Annotated in this window: 3 protein-coding genes and 1 pseudogene; 3 read left to right on the top strand and 1 reads right to left on the bottom strand. The window is 39.3% G+C overall.

Annotated features, from left to right (window positions below):
• Positions 1–510 (bottom strand): annotated as a pseudogene (locus RT405_RS10815) (L-lactate dehydrogenase); the annotation flags it as partial.
• A gap of 314 nt (positions 511–824) precedes the next feature.
• Between RT405_RS10815 and pth the strand changes: the two are divergent.
• The 3 genes from pth to RT405_RS10800 all read left to right on the top strand — a co-directional run.
• On the top strand, positions 825–1,391 hold the full coding sequence (gene pth, locus RT405_RS10810; protein WP_035030631.1) for an aminoacyl-tRNA hydrolase: 567 nt from the start codon (positions 825–827) through the stop codon (positions 1,389–1,391).
• 90 nt (positions 1,392–1,481) lie between these two features.
• Positions 1,482–5,006 carry a transcription-repair coupling factor gene (mfd, locus tag RT405_RS10805; RefSeq protein ID WP_396163729.1) on the top strand — a complete coding sequence of 1,175 codons (3,525 nt, stop codon included), beginning with the start codon at positions 1,482–1,484 and terminating at the stop codon, positions 5,004–5,006.
• 55 nt (positions 5,007–5,061) lie between these two features.
• A partial coding sequence (locus RT405_RS10800) for an oligosaccharide flippase family protein (RefSeq protein ID WP_313469638.1) occupies positions 5,062–5,442 on the top strand: 381 nt, incomplete at its 3' end.

Here is a 5,442-nt window from a genome sequence, read left to right as displayed (position 1 = left end):
AGCATCTACTTCTAATAATTTAGCGATGGCTTGACGAAAACGCGCACTGTCTAGTGAAGTACCTGAACCAATAATCCGGTGCTGCGGCAATCCTGAGAACTTCCAAGTAGCATACGTTAAGATATCTACTGGATTTGTTGCTACTAGAAAAATTCCGTCAAATCCACTAGCCATAATTTGTTCTATAATGCTTTTGAATATTTTTAAGTTTTTTTGTACTAAATCTAAACGTGTTTCTCCGGGTTTTTGGGCAGCTCCAGCCGTAATGACGACAATATCAGCGTCGTGACAGTCACTATAGGTAGCAGCATAAATCTTCTTAGGAGAAGTAAAAGCTAGTGCATGTGACAGGTCCATAGCATCGCCTTCTGTTTTTGCTGTATCGATGTCGATAATCCCAAGTTCTTGAGCAATATTTTGTGTCACTAAAGCAAAAGCATAACTGGAACCAACTGCTCCATCTCCAACTACAATGACTTTTTGATGATCTTTTATTTCATTGTTGACCATAATCGATTGTCCCCCTTAATAAACGTTATCATACAATTAAAGTATACCATTAAAAAAATGAAAGTGAAAATAAAAACAATGTCATTTACGGAGTCCGCTTTAGCCATCCTCAAAACTTTTTTCATAAGTGAGCTGTTGATATTGAGAGAGAGTTTCTTCCAATTTCTAGTGAAAATATGGTATACTATAAAAAATTGTTACTGGACGAAAAACTTCGTGCAGCGCTTTTTTGCGTGCAAATTCAAAAAATAGCGACGCAAATTAAAAGAAATTCAAAAAATAATAAAAGATGATTAATAAATGGAGAATGAAAAATGAAAATGATAGTAGGCTTGGGTAATCCCGGAGCAAAATATGCAAATACAAAACACAATATCGGCTTTATTGTCTTAGATGAATATGCCGTTCAAAAAAATCTAGCGTTTAATAAAACTAAGTTTGAAGCTGTGTACACAGAAGCTTTTATCGGAACTGAAAAAGTGTTACTGGTTAAACCGCAAACGTTTATGAACGATTCTGGTCGTGCAGTCAGGCCGCTAATGGATTACTTTAATGTGGCAATAGAAGATCTAGTCGTTGTTTACGATGATTTAGATTTACCGACTGGGAAAATCAGATTACGTCAAAAAGGGAGTGCCGGCGGACATAATGGGATCAAAAGTTTGATCCAGCATATCGGCACATCGAATTTCAACCGGATTCGGATCGGCATCGATCGGCCATATCCTAACCAAACAGTGGTTAACCATGTGTTAAGCAGTTTTCCAAAAGAACAGCATGAGGATATGCTATTTGCGGTCAAAGACAGTGCAGCTGCATTGGACTATTGGATCGCTGGACATACATTTTTAGATACGATGAACCAATACAATAAAAAATAAAATAATTGAAAAGGAAGCCCAGTAAGAATCGCTGAGCTTCTTTACCGTTTTAAAAAAGGATAACCTAAAAAAGATAAAGGAGACCAGAAAGTGGCAGATATTAAAAAAATACTAGCTGATTCACCTGATGTGAAAGCATTATTAGATACGATTGGTGAACAGCGGACACAATTGATAACAGGCCTTGCAGGTTCAGCTAGAACATTGATCATCAGTACGATTTTAGAAAAGAAAAAGCGGCCAATTGTTTTGGTGACACATAATTTATTCCATGCTCAACAACTGATGGAAGACTTTTCTGATTTTATTGCTGAAGAAAAGCTGCATTTATTTCCGGTCGAAGAAATGCTGTATGCAGAAATGGCGATCGCTTCGCCTGAAGCACGGACAGATAGAGTAGCAGCTTTAGATTTCCTACTTTCTGGAGAACCAGGAGTAGTGATCGTACCATTAGCTGGTGTCCGAAAATTATTGCCGCCTAAAGCCATTTGGGAAGATGCCCGGTTTGAAATTAAGCAAGGCGGAGAGTTGGACCCGACTCACGTTGCACATAAGTTAGTAGATATGGGTTATATTCGACAACAGTTAGTGGGGAGCCCAGGAGAGTTCAGTATTCGTGGGGGGATCATTGATATTTATCCCTTAACGGAAGAACACCCTATCCGTATTGATTTATTCGACACAGAAATAGATTCATTGCGGTATTTTGATGCTGATAATCAACGTTCGATTGAAAATATAACAACGGTAACTATTTTGCCCGCTATTGACACACTGTATACGCATGATTTATTGCAGGCTGCTGCTCCACAATTTACAAAAGCAGTAGAACGCAATGCCGAGTTGCTGCTGGACGCTGGCGAAAGACAAACATTTACACGTTATATAACACCGATCATGGACGCTTTTGATAAAGGCGAGCCGATAGACGAATTAGCAATGTTTACAGACTTTATTTATCCTGAAAAAACAAGCTTACTAGACTACATCAGCAAAAAAAGTATCGTGATTTTAGATGAATATCCACGAATCATGGAAACGGAACGACGCCTATCGGAAGAAGAAGCTGAATGGGTAACTGAAAAATTAGCAGAACGCCGCATCTTACAAAACCAAGCTTTTTCAAATGATTTTCGCAGTAAAATGAAAAATCTAAAACAAGACATCTTGTACTTTTCTTTGTTTCAAAAAGGAATGGGAAATTTACGCTTTTCTCACATACATCCTTTCCAATACCGCAATATGCAGCAGTTCTTTGGCCAAATGCCGTTATTAAAAACAGAAATGGATCGCTGGGTCAAGCGTCAAAATACGGTAATTGTGATGGTGCCGAATGAAGAACGGGCTGATAAAGTTCATCAAATATTTAAAGATTTTGAGATTTCCAGTAAAGTCGTTAAGCCGGATCACATTGAATTAGAAAAAGTACAAATTTTAAAAGGGTCTATTCAGAATGGGTTTGAGCTGCCGACCGATAAATTGGTTTTATTAACGGAACATGAATTATTCAATAAAGTCACTAAAAAAGTGGCTAGACGCCAAACGCTTACCAATGCAGAGCGGCTGAAAAGCTACAGCGAGTTGAACCCAGGAGACTTTGTCGTCCATGTGAATCACGGAATTGGGAAATACACGGGGATGGAAACCCTAACGATCAATGGCATTCACCAAGATTATATGTCAATCATTTATAAAGACGATGCGAAGCTGTTTATCCCGGTGACGCAATTAAACTTGCTGCAAAAGTACGTTTCATCAGAAGCCAAGACCCCTAAAATAAATAAATTAGGCGGAACAGAATGGGCTAAAACCAAGAAAAAAGTAGCCAGTAAAATAGAAGACATTGCAGATGACTTAATTGAACTCTATGCAGCTCGCGAACAAGAAGTCGGCTATTCGTATTCACCGGATAATGAATACCAAGAAGAATTTGAAAATGCCTTTCCTTATACAGAAACCGATGATCAGCTAAGAAGCGCAGCCGAAATCAAACACGATATGGAAGGCAAAAAGCCGATGGACCGACTATTAGTAGGAGACGTAGGTTATGGGAAAACAGAAGTAGCCATGCGAGCTATATTCAAAGCGGTTCAAGAAGGAAAACAGGCAGCCTTTTTAGTGCCGACGACGATTTTGGCGCAACAGCATTATGAAACATTGAAGCAGCGCTTTACTGATTTTCCAGTAGAGATCGGGTTGTTGAGTCGCTTTAGAACAAAAAAACAACAAACAGAAACGATTGACGGCATTAAAAAAGGACAAGTTGATATTGTGATCGGCACGCACCGGATTTTATCAAAAGATATTGAATTCCAAGACTTGGGGCTGCTGATAGTAGATGAAGAACAACGTTTTGGAGTGAAACACAAAGAAAAATTAAAACAATTAAAAGCTCAAGTTGATGTATTGACCTTAACAGCTACGCCTATTCCGAGAACGCTGCATATGTCTATGTTAGGAGTGCGCGATTTATCCGTGATCGAGACTCCGCCGGCTAACCGTTATCCAGTGCAAACCTATGTCATGGAACAAAATCCGGGAGCGATCCGCGAAGCTGTCGAAAGAGAAATCGCTCGCGGCGGCCAAGCTTTTTATTTATATAACCGTGTAGCGACGATTGAGAAAAAAGTCGATGAATTACAGCAGTTGATACCAGAAGCCCGGATCGGGTATGCTCATGGACAAATGTCTGAAAGTCAATTAGAGAACGTACTTTTTCAATTTGTCGAAGGCGAATTCGATCTGTTAGTGACCACTACGATCATTGAAACAGGGGTAGACATCCCCAATGTAAACACTTTGTTTGTTGAAAATGCTGACCATATGGGATTATCTCAATTGTATCAATTACGAGGACGTGTAGGGCGGAGCAACCGTGTAGCGTATGCTTATTTCTTGTATCAAGCTGATAAAGTGCTGAATGAAGTCAGTGAGAAACGACTTCAAGCCATCAAAGACTTCACCGAATTAGGTTCGGGATTTAAAATTGCCATGCGCGATTTATCTATCCGTGGAGCAGGTAATTTATTGGGCGCACAACAACATGGGTTTATTGATTCAGTCGGATTCGACTTGTATTCGGAAATGCTGAGTGAAGCCGTCGCACGGAAACGCGGACTGGAAACAAAAGAAGAAAAAACACAAGTCGAAATCGATTTGGCTATCAATGCTTATTTACCCGGCACCTATATTGAAGATGAACGGCAAAAAATCGAAATTTATAAACGCATTCGTGAACTAAGGGATGAAGAATCTTATGTTCAGCTTCAAGATGAAATGATCGACCGATTTGGCGAATACGATGATGAAGTAGCTGATTTATTATTGATTGGCTTGATTAAATTATATAGTGAACAAGCGTTGATTGAAACCATCAAGCGTACAGATCAAGAAGTAGAGTTGACTTTTTCTGAATCAGGTTCTCGTTCACTGCCGGCAGAAGAGATTTTTAGAGCGCTCAGCGAAGTGCCGTTGAAAGCAAATATGACGGTTAAAAAGGATCGGTTTGTTGTGACAATACAAATCGGTACAGCACCTACTTACCAGTGGCTGGACTATTTGCAGAAATTTGCTAAAGTGATTGCAACTTATCGTAAAGAGAAAGCAACCAACTAAGTATAATAAATAGATGGATAAGACACTTTATTCTTTGGAAGGCGAGGACTGTTATGTGAGCAATCAACAAATGAAAAAAACGATGAATGGAGCCGTGCTTCTTTCTCTAGCAGCGTTGATTGCGAAGGTTTTGAGCGCTGTTTACCGGGTGCCTTTTCAAAATATGGTAGGCAATACCGGCTTTTATGTTTATCAACAAGTTTATCCGATTTACGGGATCGGCATGACCATTGCGTTAAGTGGTTTTCCGGTCTTTTTATCTAAATTAGTGGCAGAAACAAAAAATAAAAAACAGCAAAGAGACTTGGTCAAAAAGACTTTTTTTCTGCTCAGTCTTTTTTCAATTGGGTTGTTCTCATTGTGTTATTTCGGGGCACCATTCCTTGCTGATAGAATGGGCGATCAGCAGTTGGTCCCCATTATTCAGTCAGTTTCT

It is taken from the genome of Carnobacterium sp. (assembly GCF_032094055.1).
Taxonomy (GTDB): Bacteria; Bacillota; Bacilli; order Lactobacillales; family Carnobacteriaceae; genus Carnobacterium_A.
Note: the sequence above shows the minus strand (reverse complement) of the source record. Positions and strands in the feature narration are given on the sequence as shown.

Coding starts and splice junctions, on each gene's coding strand:
- pth (WP_035030631.1), top strand. CDS start 825: ATGAAAATGATAGTAGGCTTGGGTAATCCCGGAGCAAAATATGCAAAT.